Source organism: Kitasatospora sp. NPDC087861, assembly GCF_044742585.1.
Taxonomy (GTDB): Bacteria; Actinomycetota; Actinomycetes; order Streptomycetales; family Streptomycetaceae; genus Kitasatospora.
The window spans coordinates 41,402-56,404 of sequence record NZ_JBIUUS010000014.1 but is presented as its reverse complement, the minus strand read 5'-3'; the positions used below and the strand labels follow the sequence as shown (position 1 = coordinate 56,404).

12 protein-coding genes are annotated in these 15,003 nt (G+C 72.0%); all 12 read left to right on the top strand.

Going from position 1 to position 15,003, the window contains the following annotated elements; genetic code table 11:
- The first annotated feature begins 5 nt into the window (after window positions 1-5).
- The 12 genes from trpC (at window position 6) to ACIOJE_RS20580 (ending at window position 14,948) form a co-directional block, all read left to right on the top strand.
- Window positions 6-812: an indole-3-glycerol phosphate synthase TrpC gene (trpC, locus tag ACIOJE_RS20635; RefSeq protein ID WP_280674375.1), complete on the top strand. Its 807-nt coding sequence runs from the start codon at window positions 6-8 to the stop codon at window positions 810-812.
- Between the two features lie 9 nt (window positions 813-821).
- The gene (gene trpM, locus ACIOJE_RS20630; RefSeq protein WP_167745855.1) at window positions 822-971 is read left to right on the top strand and encodes a tryptophan biosynthesis modulator TrpM; all 150 of its coding nucleotides are present in this window, start codon (window positions 822-824) and stop codon (window positions 969-971) included.
- Between the two features lie 48 nt (window positions 972-1,019).
- Window positions 1,020-2,291, top strand: a complete 1,272-nt coding sequence (gene trpB, locus ACIOJE_RS20625; protein WP_400662709.1) for a tryptophan synthase subunit beta — start codon at window positions 1,020-1,022, stop codon at window positions 2,289-2,291.
- Window positions 2,292-2,293: 2 nt separating this feature from the next.
- Window positions 2,294-3,121, top strand: coding sequence for a tryptophan synthase subunit alpha (trpA, locus tag ACIOJE_RS20620; protein ID WP_280674373.1), 828 nt, complete (start codon window positions 2,294-2,296; stop codon window positions 3,119-3,121).
- A 214-nt stretch (window positions 3,122-3,335) separates the two neighbouring features.
- Entirely contained in the window at window positions 3,336-3,581 is a 246-nt protein-coding gene (locus ACIOJE_RS20615) for a hypothetical protein (protein WP_280674372.1), read from the top strand.
- 138 nt (window positions 3,582-3,719) lie between these two features.
- Entirely contained in the window at window positions 3,720-4,238 is a 519-nt protein-coding gene (locus tag ACIOJE_RS20610; RefSeq protein WP_280674371.1) for a MauE/DoxX family redox-associated membrane protein, read from the top strand.
- Window positions 4,239-4,305: 67 nt separating this feature from the next.
- Window positions 4,306-5,169 (top strand): DsbA family protein, encoded by an 864-nt coding sequence (locus tag ACIOJE_RS20605; protein WP_400777765.1) that lies wholly within the window; start codon window positions 4,306-4,308, stop codon window positions 5,167-5,169.
- Window positions 5,170-5,310: 141 nt separating this feature from the next.
- Window positions 5,311-6,372: a prolipoprotein diacylglyceryl transferase gene (lgt, locus tag ACIOJE_RS20600; protein ID WP_280674369.1), complete on the top strand. Its 1,062-nt coding sequence runs from the start codon at window positions 5,311-5,313 to the stop codon at window positions 6,370-6,372.
- A gap of 155 nt (window positions 6,373-6,527) precedes the next feature.
- Window positions 6,528-7,256, top strand: a complete 729-nt coding sequence (locus ACIOJE_RS20595) for a VIT1/CCC1 transporter family protein (protein ID WP_280674810.1) — start codon at window positions 6,528-6,530, stop codon at window positions 7,254-7,256.
- 440 nt (window positions 7,257-7,696) lie between these two features.
- Window positions 7,697-12,313, top strand: coding sequence for a glutamate synthase large subunit (gene gltB / locus ACIOJE_RS20590; protein WP_400777895.1), 4,617 nt, complete (start codon window positions 7,697-7,699; stop codon window positions 12,311-12,313).
- Entirely contained in the window at window positions 12,306-13,766 is a 1,461-nt protein-coding gene (locus ACIOJE_RS20585; protein WP_280674367.1) for a glutamate synthase subunit beta, read from the top strand. The genes gltB and ACIOJE_RS20585 overlap by 8 nt, the downstream gene beginning before the upstream one ends.
- Before the next feature lie 315 nt (window positions 13,767-14,081).
- Complete coding sequence (locus ACIOJE_RS20580; RefSeq protein WP_280674366.1) at window positions 14,082-14,948, top strand: helix-turn-helix transcriptional regulator; 867 nt, start codon at window positions 14,082-14,084, stop codon at window positions 14,946-14,948.
- The last annotated feature ends 55 nt before the right edge of the window (window positions 14,949-15,003 follow it).

Here is a 15,003-nt window from a genome sequence, read left to right as displayed (position 1 = left end):
TGCGCATGAGTGTGCTCGACACGATCATCGACGGGGTCCGGGAGGACCTCGCCGAACGGCAGGCCCGGGTCACCCTGGACGAGCTCAAGGAGCGCGCCGCCAAGGCCCGCGAGGCCAAGGACGGTGTCGCCGCCCTCAAGGGCGACGGGGTCCGGGTGATCTGCGAGGTGAAGCGCTCCAGCCCGTCCAAGGGCGCGCTGGCCTCGATCGCCGATCCGGCCGCCCTGGCGAGCGACTACGCGGCCGGCGGTGCCGCCGCGATCAGCGTGCTGACCGAGCAGCGCCGTTTCGGCGGATCGCTCGCCGACCTGGACGCCGTCCGCGCGGCGGTGGACACCCCGCTGCTGCGCAAGGACTTCATCGTCACCGCCTACCAGCTGTGGGAGGCCCGCGCGCACGGCGCCGACCTCGCGCTGCTGATCGTCGCCGCCCTCGACCAGCCGGCCCTGGTGTCGCTGATCGAGCGCGCCGAGTCGATCGGCCTCACCCCGCTGGTCGAGGTGCACGACGAGGAGGAGATCAAGCGCGCGGTGGACGCCGGGGCGCGGATCATCGGTGTCAACGCCCGCAACCTCAAGACCCTTGAGGTGGACCGCAACACCTTCGGCAACGTCGTCCACGCCATCCCGGACGGCATCGTCAAGGTCGCCGAGTCCGGCGTGCGCGGCCCGCTGGACGTGATCTCCTACGCCAACCTCGGTGCCGACGCCGTCCTGGTCGGCGAGTCCCTGGTGACCGGCAAGGACCCGCGCGCCGCGGTCGCCGACCTGGTCGCGGCCGGGGCCCACCCCGCCGTCCGGCACAAGGACTGACCCGCCGACATGAAGATCGCCACCCGCCTCGCCCCCGGTTGCCGCCCGCGCGGCTGCCGCGCGCCCGCCCGCCGGGTGCTGGGGCGGCGGGTGCGGTACGTGATCGGCTGCGAGCCCGGGCAGGTACCGGGCCGCCGATGGCGGCGCACGTCCGGCTGATCCCGGCCACGAGACGTCACTGTCGTCATCTCCCCTAAGGACTCCACCATGTCCGACAAGTCCGCGAAGGACTATCTCCCCGGTGCCCAGGTGCCGGACGCCCGCGGCTACTTCGGCGCGTACGGCGGCCGCTTCATCCCCGAGGCGCTGGTCGCCGCCGTCGAGCAGGTCGCCGAGGAGTACGAGAAGGCCAAGGCCGACCCGGCCTTCACCGCCGAGCTCGACGCGCTGCTCAAGGACTACACCGGCCGCCCGAGCCCGCTGACCGACGTGCACCGCTTCTCCGCCGAGGCGGGCGGCGCGCGCGTCCTGCTCAAGCGCGAGGACCTCAACCACACCGGCTCGCACAAGATCAACAACGTGCTGGGCCAGGCCCTGCTCACCCGGCGGATGGGCAAGACCCGGATCATCGCCGAGACCGGCGCCGGTCAGCACGGCGTGGCCACCGCCACCGCCTGCGCCCTGTTCGGCTTCGACTGCACCATCTACATGGGCGAGGTCGACACCCAGCGCCAGGCGCTGAACGTCGCCCGGATGCGGATGCTCGGCGCCGAGGTGGTGTCCGTGAAGTCCGGCAGCCGCACCCTCAAGGACGCCATCAACGAGGCGTTCCGCGACTGGGTCGCCAACGTGGACTCCACCCACTACCTGTTCGGCACCGTGGCCGGCCCGCACCCCTTCCCGATGATGGTCCGCGACTTCCACCGGGTGATCGGCGTCGAGGCCCGCCAGCAGGTGCTCGACCGCACCGGGCGGCTGCCCGACGCCGTCGTCGCCTGCGTCGGCGGCGGCTCCAACGCGATGGGCATCTTCCACGAGTTCATCCCGGACGCCGGCGTGCGCCTGATCGGCTGCGAGGCCGCCGGCGAGGGCGCCGACACCCCCAAGCACGCCGCCACCCTCACCAAGGGCGACCCCGGCGTGCTGCACGGCTCGCGCACCTACGTCCTGCAGGACGAGGACGGCCAGACCATCGAGTCGCACTCCATCTCGGCCGGCCTCGACTACCCGGGCGTCGGCCCGGAGCACGCCTGGCTGAAGGACACCGGCCGGGCCGAGTACCGCCCCGTCACCGACGACGCCGCCATGCAGGCGCTGCGGCTGCTGTCCCGCACCGAGGGCATCATCCCGGCGATCGAGAGCGCCCACGCGCTGGCCGGCGCCCTGGAGCTGGGCCGCGAACTCGGGCCCGAGGCCACCATCCTGGTCTCGCTCTCCGGGCGCGGCGACAAGGACATGCACACCGCGGCCGAGTACTTCGGCCTGTACGACGAGCCGGCCGGCGGTTCGGCCCACGACGCGGCCCACGGGGGTAAGTGATCATGGCCAACAAGCCCAATGAGGCCAGCAAGCTCAGCGGCATCCTGGCGGCCGCCAAGGCCGAGAACCGCGCCGCGCTGATCGGCTACCTGCCGGGCGGCTTCCCGACCGTCGACGGCGGCATCCGCGCGATCAACGCGCTGATCGAGGGCGGCTGCGACGTCGTCGAGGTCGGCCTGCCGCACTCCGACCCGGTGCTGGACGGCGCCGTCATCCAGACCGCCGACGACATCGCGCTGCGCGGCGGCGTGCGGATCAAGGACGTGCTGCGCACCGTCCAGGAGGTCGCCACCGCGCACCCCGAGGCGGCGGTGCTGGTGATGACGTACTGGAACCCGGTCGACCGCTACGGCACCGCGCGCTTCGCCGCCGACCTCGCCGCCGCGGGCGGCGCCGGCTGCATCCTGCCGGACCTGCCGGTGGAGGAGTCCGAGGAGTGGCGCAAGGCGGCGGACGAGCACGGGCTGGACACCGTGTTCGTGGTCGCCCCCAGCAGCAAGGACCCGCGGCTGGCCGAGGTCACCGCCGCCGGCAGCGGCTTCGTCTACGCGGCCGCCGTGATGGGCGTGACCGGCACCCGCAACCAGGTCGGCTCGCTCGCCGAGGACCTGGTCGCCCGTACCCGGGCCACCACCGACCTGCCGGTCTGCGTCGGCCTCGGGGTCTCCACCGCCGAGCAGGCCGCCGAGGTGGCGGGCTTCGCGGACGGCGTGATCGTGGGCTCCGCGTTCGTGAAGCGGATCCTGGAGGCCGGCGACGACGAGGCGGCCGCGCTGGACGCGGTGCGCGCCCTCGCCGGTGACCTGGCGGCGGGCGTCCGCCGGCGCTGACGACCCGTGCGACCTGACGGCCCGTCGCCCCCCGGGGGTGGCGGGCCGTTCGCCGTGTCCGCGCCCGACGACGCCGGGCGCGGGTGTGTCGCGGCCCCGAACGGGTGAACAGCGGCGGGGACACGCATCAGGCGGGGTTGACGGGCGTTGAGTGGAGGGACGAGTGCACGAACGACGTGTACGAGGGTTGCCGAGCGAGCGAAGGGGTGAGCCGGTGCCGGGTCTCCAGCGGGCCGTTCTGCTGCGGGCGGCCGCCGCCGCACTGGCGCTCGGCGCCGCCGTCGGGGCACACCCCGAGGTGGGGCAGGCGCTGGCCAAGCGCGGCGCCGAGCGGGCCGAGCGGGACGCGTACGCCTGTGCCGAGGCGGCCCGCTGGGACGCCGTCGTGCGGGCCGCCCGCTCGCACCGCGAAGGGCGGGCCGACCTGTTCGACCCGGCGCGCCCGCCCGGCTGCCGCTGACGAACGGGCGTTCGCCGAATTCGGACACATCCTCATCAGGCGTCACCCATCCGGCGTAATTCCTGAATATGGAGGAACCGCCCTTCATCCCTTACGGTTCATCAGGAAGTGAACGAGTTTCCCGAGGGGGGTTCCCTGATGGCCGGCCCGGCAGTGCAGCCCGGTGACCCGGTGCCCACGCCGTCGGCCCGGCGGCCGGTGCCGGTCTGGAGCCAGTGGCTGGGCACCGCCGTCCGGCTCGGCCTCGCGGTGGTCTGGGGCTGGGCCGGCCTGGCCAAGATCGCCGACCCGGCGGAGGCCGCCCAGGCCGTCCGCGCCTACGAGATCCTGCCCGAGGGCCTGGTCAAGCCGATCGGCTACGCCCTGCCCTTCCTGGAGCTGGCGCTCGCCCTGCTGCTGGTGATCGGCCTCGGAGTCCGGCTCGTCGCCGGCGTCTCCGCGCTGCTGCTGCTCACCTTCATCGCCGGGATCGCCTCCGCCTGGGCGCGCGGCATCACGATCGACTGCGGCTGCTTCGGCGGCGGCGGGCACGTCGACGCCTCGCAGACCGAGTACCTGCAGGAGATCCTGCGCGACACCGGGTTCCTGCTGCTGGCCGGGTGGCTGCTGTGGCGGCCCCGCACCAGGTTCTCGGTGGACGGCTGGCTGGCGAGCTGACCGGCCGGCCCCGCCGTACCCCCACCCCACCCCACGAAGGCCCTCCCCGATTGTGGATGTCAAGGCAATGAGCGAGAAGAACCGAGAAGGAAAGCGCACCGCCCGCGAGCGGATGCTGGAGCAGCGGGCGGCCGACGAGGCCTCGTCCCGGCGCAGGAAGAAGCTGCTCGTGGGCGGCGCGGTGCTCGTGGTGATCGCCGCCGCCGTGGTCACCGGTGTCGTGGTGCAGAACGAGCGCTCCAAGCCGGAGACGCCGGTCGCCGCCCCGGCCGGGACGATCGGCGACAAGAACCTGGTCATCCCGACCGGCTCGGCCAACGCCCCGGCCGTCCTCACCGTCTACGAGGACCCGCGCTGCCCGGCCTGCGGCATCTTCGAGCGGGAGTTCTCCTCGACCATCGACCAGCTGGAGGACGCCGGCAAGGTCTACACCAACTACCACATCGTGTCGTTCATCGACCGGGCCGTCCCGGGCAAGGGCTCCAAGATCGGTGCCAACGCGCTGGCCTGCGCCCAGGACGCCGGGCACTTCCGGGACTTCCACGACGTGCTGTACCGCAACCAGCCGGAGGAGACCAACGACGCCTTCGGCAACAAGGCCGTCCTGCTCAACCTCGCCAAGCAGGTCAACGGCCTCGACACGCCCGCCTTCGAGTCCTGCGTCAACGACGGCAAGTACGGCGGATGGGTGTCCTCGGTGCAGCAGGACTTCGACAAGTCCAGCTACAAGTCCACCCCGACGGTGCTGCTCAACGGCCAGCCGATCTACCCCAAGAACGGCAGCGAGGAGATCACCCCGGCCAACCTGGTGAAGTGGGTCGACGCCGCCAACCAGGGCAAGCAGCTGGGCACCACGGGCTCCAACGGGCAGACCCCGGCGCCCACCAGCACCGCCTCGGAGGCCAACAACCCGTCGCCGACGGCCGGTTGAGCCGCGTACGCTGCCGGATGACCGCCGCCGCCCCCTCCCCGTCCGGAGGGGACGGCGGCGCTATCCGGGACCCGTTGTTCGGTTTCTGTGACCCCAGGCGTGCCCGACGGGGCCCGCCGACCCTGTAGCGTCGGAACCGCCATGGATATCGCCTACATTCCCAGCCCGTCGCGGGGCGTCCTGTACCTCGGACCGATCCCGCTGCGCGCCTACGCCTTCTGCATCATCCTCGGTGTCGTCGTGGCCGTCTGGCTCGGCAGCAAGCGCTGGGTCGCCCGGGGTGGTGCCAAGCACACGGTCGGCGACATCGCCGTCTGGGCCGTGCCCTTCGGCCTGGTCGGCGGTCGGCTGTACCACGTCATCACCGACCACCAGCTGTACTTCGGGGACGGCAGGAACCCCTGGAACGCCCTCAAGATCTGGGAGGGCGGCCTCGGCATCTGGGGCGCGATCGCGCTCGGCGCGGTCGGTGCCTGGATCGGCGCCCGCCGCCGGGGTGTGCCGCTGCCCGCCTACGCCGACGCCATCGCGCCGGGCATCGCGCTCGCGCAGGCGATGGGCCGTTGGGGCAACTACTTCAACCAGGAGCTGTACGGCCGGCCGACGACGCTGCCGTGGGGCCTGGAGATCGACAAGACGCTGCCGAGCGGCGAGGTCGTCACGGGCGTCTACCACCCGACCTTCCTGTACGAGTCGCTGTGGTGCGTCGGGGTCGCGCTGCTGGTGATCTGGGCGGACCGCCGCTTCAAGCTGGGGCACGGCCGGGCCTTCGCGCTGTACGTGGCCGCGTACACGGTGGGCCGGGCCTGGACCGAGTGGCTGCGGATCGACGAGGCGCACCACTTCCTGGGCATCCGGCTGAACGACTGGACGGCCGGGGTGGTGTTCCTGGCCGCCGTGGCCTACCTGGTGATCGTCGGTCGGACGCGGCCCGGCCGGGAGGACCCGGCGAGCATCGACCCGGCCGCGCACGCCGAGCAGGCGTCCGGCGACGGGGCCGCGGAGGCTCCGGTGGACGGGAAGGCCGCGGCGGACGAGAAGGCCACGGTGGACGGCAGGGCCACGGCGGACGAGAAGGTCCGGGTGGACGAGAAGGACTCGAAGAGCGGGAAGTCGTCTCAGCCCGCGGACGAAAAGGTGGACGCTCCGGCCGCCGCCGGAGCCGCCGAGACGACCGGCGAGGACGCCAAGAACCTGACCTGACCTGGGAGTTCCCTCCGTTTCGGCCGCCCCCGCGATGCTCGCGGAGGGCGGCCGCCGCGCTGTTCGGACAGCCTTACTTTGCTGGAAATGCCCAGGTCAGACGGGCTACGTTCGAGGAAAGACGAATCGAACGGAGGGGAACTGCCGTGAGCGCGATCACCTTGGAGCCCGAGGCCGGGCACCACCCCCGCATACCCGCCGCGGGACACCACCGGGACGTGAACGGTGGCTGGCTGCGGCCCGCCGTGTTCGGGGCGATGGACGGCCTGGTCTCCAACTTCGCGCTGATGACCGGCGTGGTCGGCGGCTCGGCGTCCAGCGCCACGGTGGTGCTGACCGGGCTCGCCGGGCTGGTGGCCGGGGCCTGCTCGATGGCGGCGGGGGAGTACACCTCGGTGGCCTCGCAGGCCGAACTGGTGCAGGCCGAGATCGAGGCCGAGCGGCTGGAGCTGAGCCGCAACCCGCACGGCGAGCTGGCCGAGCTGGCGCAGCTGTACATCTCCCGCGGGGTGGAGCCGGGGCTCGCCCACGAGGTGGCCCGGCAGCTGTCGGCCAACCCGGACCAGGCCCTGGAGATCCACGCCCGGGAGGAGCTGGGCATCGACCCCAACGACCTGCCGTCGCCGTGGGTGGCCGCCGGGTCCTCCTTCATCTGCTTCGCGGTGGGCGCGCTGCTGCCGTTGCTGCCGTACCTGCTGGGGGCGACCTCGCTGCTGCCGGCGCTGCTGCTGTCGGTGGTGGGGCTGTTCCTGTGCGGCGCGGTGGTGGCCCGGGTGACGGCGCGCAGCTGGTGGTTCAGCGGGCTGCGGCAGCTGGTGCTGGGCGGGGCGGCGGCCGGGGTGACCTACCTGCTGGGGTGGCTGATCGGCGGGCACGTCGGCTGAGGCGGGCCTTCGGCCGGGCGTGCGTGATGACCCGGGGGACTGCATGACTATGCCGGGCAGTGGGTGACGTTCCACACACGGGCGTCGCGTACCGCCTGGCCTAGTCTCAGCATCCGAGCCTCGGAGCCGAGGATTCGCATCTGCCGACGGGCCCCGGGGATCGATTCGCAGGCGCCCTTGATCGTCCCGTGTGGCGGTCGGGTTTCGCCCCTGTTTCAGGCCGTCGACCGCCGGGCACAATCGTAGGACGTGCACTGTGGCACGCCCCCCTCACCAGCCCCCTGACCTGCGGATCCGTCCGCCATGTGGACGAGATATTCCACTTCCCGGGATCTTGGGCATCATGTAACTTGCATGAAATCGCATCAGGGCCAACGTCGTCCCTCCTTGCACCACACAGCCGAATGACGACGACGGGAGAGCCGATGCTGTCTGCATCCATGCACTCCGCCAACGAGCCCCAGGCCGGCGCCGCCCGCCAGCCGTACGCGCTCGTTCCGGATGCGCGACCTACCGCTCAGGGCCTGTACGACCCGCGAAACGAGCACGACGCCTGCGGCGTCGGTTTCGTCGCCACGCTGACCGGCATCGCCGACCACACCATCGTCGAGCAGGCGCTCACCGTCCTGCGCAACCTGGAGCACCGCGGCGCCACCGGCGCCGAGCCCGACTCCGGCGACGGCGCCGGCATCCTCACCCAGGTCCCGGACGCCTTCCTGCGCGGCAAGGTCGACTTCGAGCTCCCCGCCGCCGGCGCGTACGCGGTCGGCATCGCCTTCCTCCCCGACGAGGACGCCGCGGACGCCGCCGCCGTCGCCCGGATCGAGGCCATCGCGGCCGAGGAGGACCTGACCGTCCTCGGCTGGCGCGACGTCCCGGTCACCCCGGACCTGCTCGGCGCCACCGCCCGCAGCGTGATGCCCCGCTTCCGCCAGCTCTTCCTGGCCAAGGAGGGCCTGGCCGGCATCGGGCTCGACCGGATCGCCTTCGTCGTCCGCAAGCGCTCCGAGCGCGAGGTCGGGGTCTACTTCCCGTCGCTGTCCGCGCGCACCATCGTCTACAAGGGCATGCTGACCACCGGCCAGCTGGAGCCCTTCTTCCCCGACCTGTCGGACCGCTCCTACGCCTCCGCCGTCGGCCTGGTGCACTCGCGCTTCTCCACCAACACCTTCCCGAGCTGGCCGCTCGCCCACCCGTACCGCTTCGTCGCCCACAACGGCGAGATCAACACGGTCAAGGGCAACCGCAACTGGATGAGCGCCCGCGAGTCCCAGCTCGCCACCGACCTGATCCCGGCCAACCGGAACGGGCAGGGTCTGAGCCGGATCTTCCCGGTCTGCACCCCGGACCACTCCGACTCCGCCTCCTTCGACGAGGTCCTGGAGCTGCTCCACCTCGGCGGCCGCTCGCTGCCGCACTCGGTACTGATGATGATCCCGGAGGCGTGGGAGAACCACGCCACCATGGACCCGGCCCGCCGCGCCTTCTACCAGTACCACTCCAACCTGATGGAGCCCTGGGACGGCCCGGCCTGCGTCACCTTCACCGACGGCACCCAGATCGGCGCCGTGCTCGACCGCAACGGCCTGCGCCCCGCCCGCTACTGGATCACCGAGGACGGCCTGGTCGTCCTCTCCTCCGAGGTCGGCGTGCTCGACATCGAGCAGGAGAAGGTCGCCAGGAAGGGCCGCCTGCAGCCCGGCCGGATGTTCCTCGTCGACACCGCCGAGGGCCGCATCGTCGAGGACGAGGAGATCAAGTCCGCCCTCGCCGCCGAGCACCCCTACGCGGAGTGGGTCGCCGCCGGGCAGATCCAGCTCGCCAAGCTCCCCGAGCGCGAGCACATCGCCCACACCCACGCCTCCGTCACCCGCCGGCAGCAGACCTTCGGCTACACCGAGGAGGAGCTGCGGGTCATCCTGGCGCCGATGGCCAGGACCGGCGGCGAGGCGCTCGGCTCGATGGGCACCGACTCGCCGATCGCCGCGCTCAGCGAGAAGCCGCGCCTGCTGTTCGACTACTTCGTCCAGCTCTTCGCGCAGGTCACCAACCCGCCGCTGGACGCCATCCGCGAGGAGCTCGTCACCTCGCTGCTCAGCAACCTCGGCCCCGAGGGCAACCTGCTGGCCGCCGAGGCCGCCTCCTGCCGCTCGGTCGGCATCACCTTCCCGGTGATCGACAACGACGAGCTGGCCAAGCTCGTCCACATCAACGCCGACGGCGACCAGCCCGGCCTCAAGGCCGTCACGCTCTCCGGCCTCTACCGGGTCGCCGCCGGCGGCGAGGGCCTGGCCGCCCGCCTGGCCGAGATCGCCGCCGAGGCCGACGCCGCGATCGCCGACGGCGCCCGGATCATCGTGCTCTCCGACCGGCACTCCGACGCCGAGCACGCCCCGATCCCCTCGCTGCTGCTCACCTCCGCGATCCACCACCACCTCATCCGCACCAAGCAGCGCACCCAGGTGTCGCTGCTGGTCGAGGCCGGTGACGTCCGCGAGGTGCACCACGTCGCGCTGCTGGTCGGCTACGGCGCCGGCGCGGTCAACCCGTACCTGGCCATGGAGTCCGTCGAGGACCTCGTCGCCCAGAACACGTTCCTGAAGAGTGAGGGCAGCCAGGGCGTCGAGCCCGAGAAGGCCATCAAGAACCTGATCAAGGCGCTCGGCAAGGGCGTACTCAAGGTCATGTCCAAGATGGGCATCTCCACCGTCGCCTCCTACCGCGGCGCCCAGGTCTTCGAGGCCATCGGCCTCTCCCAGGACCTGGTCGACGGCTACTTCGCCGGCACCACCACCAAGCTCGGCGGCATCGGCCTGGAGGAGATCGCCAAGGAGACCGCCGCCCGCCACGCCAAGGCCTACCCGGCCTCCGGCATCCCGGCCGCGCACCGCGCCCTGGAGATCGGCGGCGAGTACCAGTGGCGCCGCGAGGGCGAGCCGCACCTGTTCGACCCGGACACCGTCTTCCGGCTCCAGCACTCCACCCGCAACCGCCGGTACGACGTCTTCAAGCAGTACACGGACCGGGTGAACGAGCAGTCCACCCGCCTGATGACGCTGCGCGGCCTGTTCCAGCTGGACGCCCTCGGCCGGACCCCGATCCCGGTCGAGGAGGTCGAGCCGGTCTCCGAGATCGTCAAGCGCTTCTCCACCGGCGCCATGTCGTACGGCTCCATCTCGATGGAGGCGCACGAGACCCTCGCCATCGCCATGAACCGCCTCGGCGGGAAGTCCAACACCGGCGAGGGCGGGGAGGACCCGGAGCGCCTGTACGACCCGGAGCGCCGCTCGGCGATCAAGCAGGTCGCCTCCGGCCGGTTCGGCGTCACCTCCGAGTACCTGGTCAACGCCGACGACATCCAGATCAAGATGGCCCAGGGCGCCAAGCCCGGCGAGGGCGGCCAGCTGCCCGGCCACAAGGTGTACCCGTGGGTCGCCAAGACCCGGCACTCCACCCCGGGTGTCGGCCTGATCTCGCCGCCGCCGCACCACGACATCTACTCGATCGAGGACCTGGCGCAGCTCATCCACGACCTCAAGAACGCCAACCCGGCCGCCCGCATCCACGTGAAGCTGGTGTCCGAGGTCGGCGTCGGCACGGTCGCCGCGGGCGTCTCCAAGGCGCACGCGGACGTGGTGCTGGTCTCCGGGCACGACGGCGGCACCGGCGCCTCCCCGCTGACCTCGCTCAAGCACGCGGGCGGCCCCTGGGAGCTCGGCCTCGCCGAGACCCAGCAGACCCTGCTGCTCAACGGCCTGCGCGACCGCATCGTGGTGCAGACCGACGGCCAGCTCAAGACCGGCCGCGACGTCGTCATCGCCGCACTGCTCGGCGCCGAGGAGTTCGGCTTCGCCACCGCGCCGCTGGTCGTCTCCGGCTGCATCATGATGCGCGTCTGCCACCTGGACACCTGCCCGGTCGGCGTCGCCACCCAGAACCCGGTGCTGCGCGAGCGCTTCTCCGGCCAGCCCGAGTTCGTGGTCAACTTCTTCGAGTTCATCGCCGAGGAGGTTCGCGAGCTCCTGGCCGAGCTCGGCTTCCGCTCGATCGAGGAGGCCGTCGGCCACGCCGAGCACATCGACGCCCAGGCCGCCATCGACCACTGGAAGGCCGCCGGGCTCGACCTGGCCCCGCTCTTCCACGTGCCGTCGCTGCCCGAGGGTGCGGCCCGCCACCGCACCACGGCCCAGGACCACGCGCTCGACAAGGCCCTGGACAACCAGCTGATCGCGCTCGCCGAGGACGCCCTGGAGCGCGGCGAGACCGTCCGCATCCAGCTGCCGATCCGCAACGTCAACCGCACGGTCGGCACCATGCTCGGCCACGAGGTGACCAGGCGCTACCGCGGCGAGGGACTGCCCGAGGGCACCATCGACGTCACCCTCACCGGCTCCGCCGGGCAGTCCTTCGGCGCCTTCGTGCCGCGCGGCGTGACCCTGCGGCTGGAGGGCGACGCCAACGACTACGTCGGCAAGGGGCTCTCCGGCGGCGTCGTCATCGTCCGCCCGGCCCGCGAGGCCGCGGCCATCGGCAACGACGCGCAGAACCACGTCATCGCCGGCAACACCATCGGCTACGGCGCCACCTCCGGCCGGATCCACCTGCGCGGCAAGGCCGGTGAGCGCTTCGCCGTCCGCAACTCCGGCGCCACCCTGGTCGTCGAGGGCGTGGGCGACCACGGCCTGGAGTACATGACCGGCGGCCGGGTCGTCATCCTCGGCGAGACCGGGCGCAACCTGGCGGCCGGCATGTCCGGCGGCATCGCCTACGTCCTGGACCTGCGCCCCGCGAACGTCAACGACGGCATGGTGGGCATCGAGGCCCCGAGCGCCGCCGACCGCGACTGGCTGCGCGAGACCGTGCAGCAGCACTACGAGGAGACCGGCTCCACCGTCGCCGCCGAACTCCTGGCCGACTGGGGCGGCGGGGTCTCCCGCTTCTCCAAGATCATGCCGACCGACTACAAGGCTGTGCTCGCCGCCAAGGACGCCGCTGAGCGCGATGGCCTCTCCGAGGCCGAGACCACTCGCAAGATGATGGAGGCGGCACGTGGCTGACCCCAAGGGCTTCCTGACCACCGGCAAGCAGCTGGCCGAGCGCCGGCCCGTGGACGTGCGTCTGCGGGACTGGAACGAGGTCTACGTCGAGCGCAGCCTCCTGCCGATCATCACCAAGCAGGCCGGCCGCTGCATGGACTGCGGCATCCCGTTCTGCCACAACGGCTGCCCGCTCGGGAACCTCATCCCCGAGTGGAACGACCTCGCCTACCGGGACGACTGGACCGGCGCGATCGAGCGGCTGCACGCGACCAACAACTTCCCGGAGTTCACCGGCCGCCTCTGCCCGGCGCCCTGCGAGTCCGCCTGCGTGCTCGGCATCAACCAGGACGCGGTGACCATCAAGAACGTCGAGGTCACCATCATCGACAAGGCCTGGGACCGCGGCGGCGTCACGCCGCAGGTCCCGGAGCGGCTGTCCGGCAAGACCGTCGCCGTCGTCGGCTCCGGCCCGGCCGGCCTGGCCGTCGCCCAGCAGCTCACCCGGGCCGGCCACACCGTGGTCGTGTACGAGCGCGCCGACCGCGTCGGCGGCCTGCTGCGCTACGGCATCCCCGAGTTCAAGATGGAGAAGCGCCACATCAACCGCCGCATCGAGCAGATGCGCGCGGAGGGCACCCGGTTCCGCACCGGCGTCCACGTCGGCGAGGACATCACCGGCCAGCAGCTGCGCGAGCGCTTCGACGCCGTCGTGGTCGCCGCCGGCGCCACCACCGCCCGCGACCTGCCGGTGCCCGGCCGCGAGCTCAAGGGCGTCCACCAGGCCATGGAGTACCTGCCGCTGGCCAACAAGGTGCAGGAGGGCGACTTCGTCGAGTCGCCGATCAGCGCCAAGGGCAAGCACGTCGTCGTCATCGGCGGCGGCGACACCGGTGCCGACTGCGTCGGCACCGCCCACCGCCAGGGCGCCGCCTCGGTCACCCAGCTGGAGATCATGCCGCGGCCCTCCGAGGAGCGCCCCGGCCACCAGCCCTGGCCGACCATGCCGATGACCTACAAGGTCACCTCCGCGCACGAGGAGGGCGGCGAGCGGATCTACTCCGTCAACACCACCCGCTTCGCCGGCGACGAGGAGGGCAACGTCCAGGAGCTGCACCTCGTCGAGGTCGAGTTCAAGGACGGCCGGTTCGAGCCCGTCCCCGGCACCGAGCGGGCCATCCCGGCGCAGCTGGTCACCCTGGCCATGGGCTTCACCGGCACCGACGTCCGCAACGGCCTCGTCGAGCAGCTCGGCGTCGACCTGGACGCGCGCGGTAACATTGGCCGCGACGGCCGGTTCGCCACCAATGTCGATGGCGTCTACGTCTGCGGTGACGCAGGCCGTGGCCAGTCGCTGATCGTCTGGGCCATCGCGGAAGGCCGCTCGGCCGCCGCCGCGGTGGACACGTACCTCGGCGGCAAGACCCCGCTGCCGGCCCCGATCCGTCCCACCGACCGCCCGCTGGTCGTCTGACGGAGCGACCGGCCCCCCGAACGCCCGGCACCGCATCGCCGGGAGCTCAACCCGCTGCCCCCGCCAGCGTCGCCGGGCCAACGCGGTCTCCTGGCGCCTGCCCTCTTCCCCGACCAGTTGGAGGGCGGGCGCCGTCGCGTTCCTTTTGTCAAGGGTTGCCCCAACTCTCAGACATTTCCCAGGACTTGGGTCTACCGTAAACGCGGTCCGGGCGTCGTTCGGGAAGTCGCTCCCGGACGGGCTGTTGCTCGTCGGTGCCAGGTGGCAGACTGCCGCCGACGGCCGGGGGGCTGCGCGAGTGCGGAGGTTGACGCGATGAGCACGACTCAGGCCGGCGGAGGCGCCACGGTACGGCGCCTGCTACTCGGCACCCAGCTGCGCAAGCTCCGCGAGGCCAGGGGTGTCAGTCGCGAGGAGGCCGGCTACTCGATCCGCGCCTCCGAGTCCAAGATCAGCCGGATGGAGCTCGGCCGGGTCGGCTTCAAGGAGCGCGACGTCGCCGACCTGCTCACCCTCTACGGCGTGGAGGCCGAGCAGGAGCGCGCCACCGTCCTCGGGCTCGTCCGGGACGCCAACGCCACCTCCTGGTGGCACGAGTACGGCGACGTGCTGCCCGCCTGGTTCCAGAACTACGTCGGCCTGGAAGAGGCCGTCGCCGAGATCCGCAGCTACGAGGTCCAGTTCGTCCACGGGCTGCTCCAGACCGCCGACTACGCCCGCGCCGTCATCGCCGCCGGCGGCCACGCCACCGACCCCGGCGAGATCGAGCGCCGGGTCGAGGTCCGGCTCAAGCGTCAGGCCGTGCTCACCGCCGAGCACGGTCCCCGCCTGCTCGCCGTCCTCGACGAGGCCGCGCTGCGCCGGCCCTGGGGCGGCCCCGAGCTCATGCGCAACCAGATCGACCGGCTGCTGGAGCTCGGCGAGCTGCCCAACGTCCGGCTCCAGGTGCTGCCGCTGGGCTGCGCCGGGCTGAGCGCCGAGAGCGGCGCCTTCACCGTGCTCGGCTTCGCCGAACCCGAGCTCGCCGACGTCGTCTACGTGGAGCAGTTCACCACCGCGCTCTACCTGGACAAGCCCGTCGAGGTCGCAGAGTACCGCCAGGCGATGGAGGGCCTGCTCGCCGACAGCCTCGATCCGGAGCAGACGCACCATCTCCTGTACTCCGTACGCCAAGAGCTGTAATACGTCAGTACGATGATGCCCAATCAGGTCGGGCCGTGGCGGCTCGCCCGTCGGG

Excerpts from the sequence above, each read along its gene's own strand:
- trpC (WP_280674375.1), top strand. The coding sequence starts at position 6 with ATGAGTGTGCTCGACACGATCATCGACGGGGTCCGGGAGGACCTCGCC.
- trpM (WP_167745855.1), top strand. The coding sequence starts at position 822 with ATGAAGATCGCCACCCGCCTCGCCCCCGGTTGCCGCCCGCGCGGCTGC.
- trpB (WP_400662709.1), top strand. The coding sequence starts at position 1,020 with ATGTCCGACAAGTCCGCGAAGGACTATCTCCCCGGTGCCCAGGTGCCG.
- trpA (WP_280674373.1), top strand. The coding sequence starts at position 2,294 with ATGGCCAACAAGCCCAATGAGGCCAGCAAGCTCAGCGGCATCCTGGCG.
- ACIOJE_RS20610 (WP_280674371.1), top strand. The coding sequence starts at position 3,720 with ATGGCCGGCCCGGCAGTGCAGCCCGGTGACCCGGTGCCCACGCCGTCG.
- ACIOJE_RS20605 (WP_400777765.1), top strand. The coding sequence starts at position 4,306 with ATGAGCGAGAAGAACCGAGAAGGAAAGCGCACCGCCCGCGAGCGGATG.
- lgt (WP_280674369.1), top strand. The coding sequence starts at position 5,311 with ATGGATATCGCCTACATTCCCAGCCCGTCGCGGGGCGTCCTGTACCTC.
- gltB (WP_400777895.1), top strand. The coding sequence starts at position 7,697 with ATGCACTCCGCCAACGAGCCCCAGGCCGGCGCCGCCCGCCAGCCGTAC.
- ACIOJE_RS20580 (WP_280674366.1), top strand. The coding sequence starts at position 14,082 with ATGAGCACGACTCAGGCCGGCGGAGGCGCCACGGTACGGCGCCTGCTA.